Here is a 3,451-nt window from a genome sequence, read left to right as displayed (position 1 = left end):
GTAAGGAGCCTGACGATTACCTACTTTCACACGGGCAATCCGCACTATCATCGGCGTGGAGTCGTTTCACGGTCCTGTTCGGGATGGGAAGGGGTGGGACCGACTCGCTATGGTCATCAGGCATGACGGGTTGCTGCGTCGCGGTGGAGGTTGCGTAACCTGGTCGCGCCACAGCCAATCTGGAAGAAGCGTAAAGAGGGGGTTGTGTTGTTTCCGGCACAACACCGATCTCAGACCTGTGTGCGCCCCCTTCGGGGGCAGGGTCATGGCCAATGCTGAAGCATTCACCACGACCGCGAAACACACCGGTTATAGGATCAAGCCTTACGGGCAATTAGTATCAGTTAGCTTAACGCATTACTGCGCTTCCACACCTGACCTATCAACGTCCTGGTCTTGAACGACCCTTCAAGGGGCTCGAAGCCCCGGGGATATCTCATCTCAAGGCGAGTTTCCCGCTTAGATGCTTTCAGCGGTTATCTCTTCCGAACATAGCTACCCGGCGATGCCACTGGCGTGACAACCGGTACACCAGAGGTTCGTCCACTCCGGTCCTCTCGTACTAGGAGCAGCCCCCTTCAAATATCCAGCGCCCACGGCAGATAGGGACCAAACTGTCTCACGACGTTTTAAACCCAGCTCACGTACCTCTTTAAATGGCGAACAGCCATACCCTTGGGACCGGCTACAGCCCCAGGATGAGATGAGCCGACATCGAGGTGCCAAACACCGCCGTCGATATGAACTCTTGGGCGGTATCAGCCTGTTATCCCCAGAGTACCTTTTATCCGTTGAGCGATGGCCCTTCCATACAGAACCACCGGATCACTATGACCTGCTTTCGCACCTGCTCGACTTGTCAGTCTCGCAGTCAAGCACGCTTATGCCATTGCACTATCAGCACGATTTCCGACCGTACCTAGCGTACCTTCGTACTCCTCCGTTACACTTTGGGAGGAGACCGCCCCAGTCAAACTGCCCACCATGCACTGTCCCCGACCCGGATCACGGGCCAAGGTTAGAACCTCAAACAAACCAGGGTGGTATTTCAAGGACGGCTCCACGCAGACTGGCGTCCACGCTTCATAGCCTCCCACCTATCCTACACAGATCGGTTCAAAGTCCAATGCAAAGCTACAGTAAAGGTTCATGGGGTCTTTCCGTCTAGCCGCGGGGAGATTGCATCATCACAAACACTTCAACTTCGCTGAGTCTCGGGAGGAGACAGTGTGGCCATCGTTACGCCATTCGTGCAGGTCGGAACTTACCCGACAAGGAATTTCGCTACCTTAGGACCGTTATAGTTACGGCCGCCGTTTACCGGGACTTCAATCAAGAGCTTGCACCCCATCATTTAATCTTCCGGCACCGGGCAGGCGTCACACCCTATACGTCCACTTTCGTGTTTGCAGAGTGCTGTGTTTTTATTAAACAGTCGCAGCCACCAGTTTATTGCAACCCCTTCACCCTTCTGGCGCGAGCCAGTCAAGCTACAGGGGCGTACCTTATCCCGAAGTTACGGTACCAATTTGCCGAGTTCCTTCTCCCGAGTTCTCTCAAGCGCCTTAGAATACTCATCTCGCCCACCTGTGTCGGTTTGCGGTACGGTCAATGTGAAACTGAAGCTTAGAGGCTTTTCCTGGAACCCCTTCCGATTGCTTCGCGGCCTGAGCCGCTCGCGCCACGCCCTTGAATTCCGTGCCCGGATTTGCCAGAGCACCTTCTCCAACGCAGCGACCGGGACTTCCAACACCCGGACAACCTTCCGCGATCCGTCCCCCCATCGCATTTCACACTGGTGCAGGAATATTGACCTGCTTCCCATCAGCTACGCATTTCTGCCTCGCCTTAGGGGCCGACTCACCCTACGCCGATGAACGTTGCGTAGGAAACCTTGGGCTTACGGCGAGGGGGCCTTTCACCCCCTTTATCGCTACTCATGTCAGCATTCGCACTTCCGATACCTCCAGCACACTTTCCAGTGCACCTTCGCAGGCTTACGGAACGCTCTCCTACCATGCGTGCCAGGCACGCATCCGCAGCTTCGGTATATGGCTTAGCCCCGTTACATCTTCCGCGCAGGACGACTCGATCAGTGAGCTATTACGCTTTCTTTAAAGGGTGGCTGCTTCTAAGCCAACCTCCTGACTGTTTTAGCCTTCCCACTTCGTTTCCCACTTAGCCATATTTGGGGACCTTAGCTGGCGGTCTGGGTTGTTTCCCTCTTGACACCGGACGTTAGCACCCGATGTCTGTCTCCCGTGATTGCACTCTTCGGTATTCGGAGTTTGCTATGGCGAGGTAATCCGCAATGGACCCCTCAACCATGACAGTGCTCTACCCCCGAAGGTGAGACACGAGGCACTACCTAAATAGTTTTCGGAGAGAACCAGCTATTTCCAGGTTTGTTTAGCCTTTCACCCCTATCCACAGCTCATCCCCTAACTTTTCAACGTTAGTGGGTTCGGTCCTCCAGCACGTGTTACCGTGCCTTCAACCTGGCCATGGATAGATCACCTGGTTTCGGGTCTACACCCAGCGACTGAATCGCCCTGTTCGGACTCGCTTTCGCTACGCCTGCCCTAATCGGTTAAGCTCGCCACTGAATGTAAGTCGCTGACCCATTATACAAAAGGTACGCCGTCACCCCTTGCGAGGCTCCGACTGTTTGTATGCATGCGGTTTCAGGATCTGTTTCACTCCCCTCCCGGGGTTCTTTTCGCCTTTCCCTCACGGTACTGGTTCACTATCGGTCGATCACGAGTATTTAGCCTTGGAGGATGGTCCCCCCATCTTCAGACAGGATTTCACGTGTCCCGCCCTACTTGTCGTACACCTAGTTCTTCCACACGGTTTTCGGCTACGGGGCTATCACCCACTATGGCCGCACTTTCCAGAGCGCTCGCCTAACCGTGCAGATAAAGAGTACAGGCTGATCCCATTTCGCTCGCCACTACTTTGGGAATCTCGGTTGATTTCTGTTCCTGCGGTTACTTAGATGTTTCAGTTCACCGCGTTCGCTTCACATGGCCTATGTATTCAGCCATGGATACTCCATTCGGAGTGGGTTTCCCCATTCGGACATCTCCGGATCAAAGCTTGTTTGCCAGCTCCCCGGAGCTTTTCGCAGGCTACCGCGTCCTTCATCGCCTGTGATCGCCAAGGCATCCACCACATGCACTTGTTCGCTTGACCCTATAACGGGTGTGTCTCTTTCAAGAACATCCGCTACAGGCTGAGTTTTCGCGTTGTGCCGTATTCCAAGGCTGTCTTTCGACAACCCTTAAATACTTTCGATACAATCACAACCCTGATTCGCCTACTCACACACCCATCTCTAAGTATGCTTTCGCGAATCTCTTTACTACTTCTTCCTGATTGTTAAAGAACGACAGCCGATATGGCGATTGCTATAACCGCATATCTTCTCTGACTGGCTCAATCGCCAATG

The 3,451-nt window shown here is 53.9% G+C and carries 2 rRNA genes; both read right to left on the bottom strand.

The annotated features are described in order from the left end of the window. Positions 1-7: 7 nt before the first annotated feature. Positions 8-121, bottom strand: a 5S ribosomal RNA gene (gene rrf, locus H3V53_RS42485). Between the two features lie 192 nt (positions 122-313). Next, positions 314-3,195, bottom strand: a 23S ribosomal RNA gene (locus H3V53_RS42480). Positions 3,196-3,451 lie beyond the last annotated feature (256 nt).

Origin of the sequence: Paraburkholderia bengalensis, assembly GCF_037126505.1 — a bacterium.
Classification (GTDB): Bacteria; Pseudomonadota; Gammaproteobacteria; order Burkholderiales; family Burkholderiaceae; genus Paraburkholderia; species Paraburkholderia bengalensis.
The sequence above is the reverse complement of the archived record's forward strand: the minus strand, read 5'-3'. Positions and strand labels throughout refer to the sequence as shown.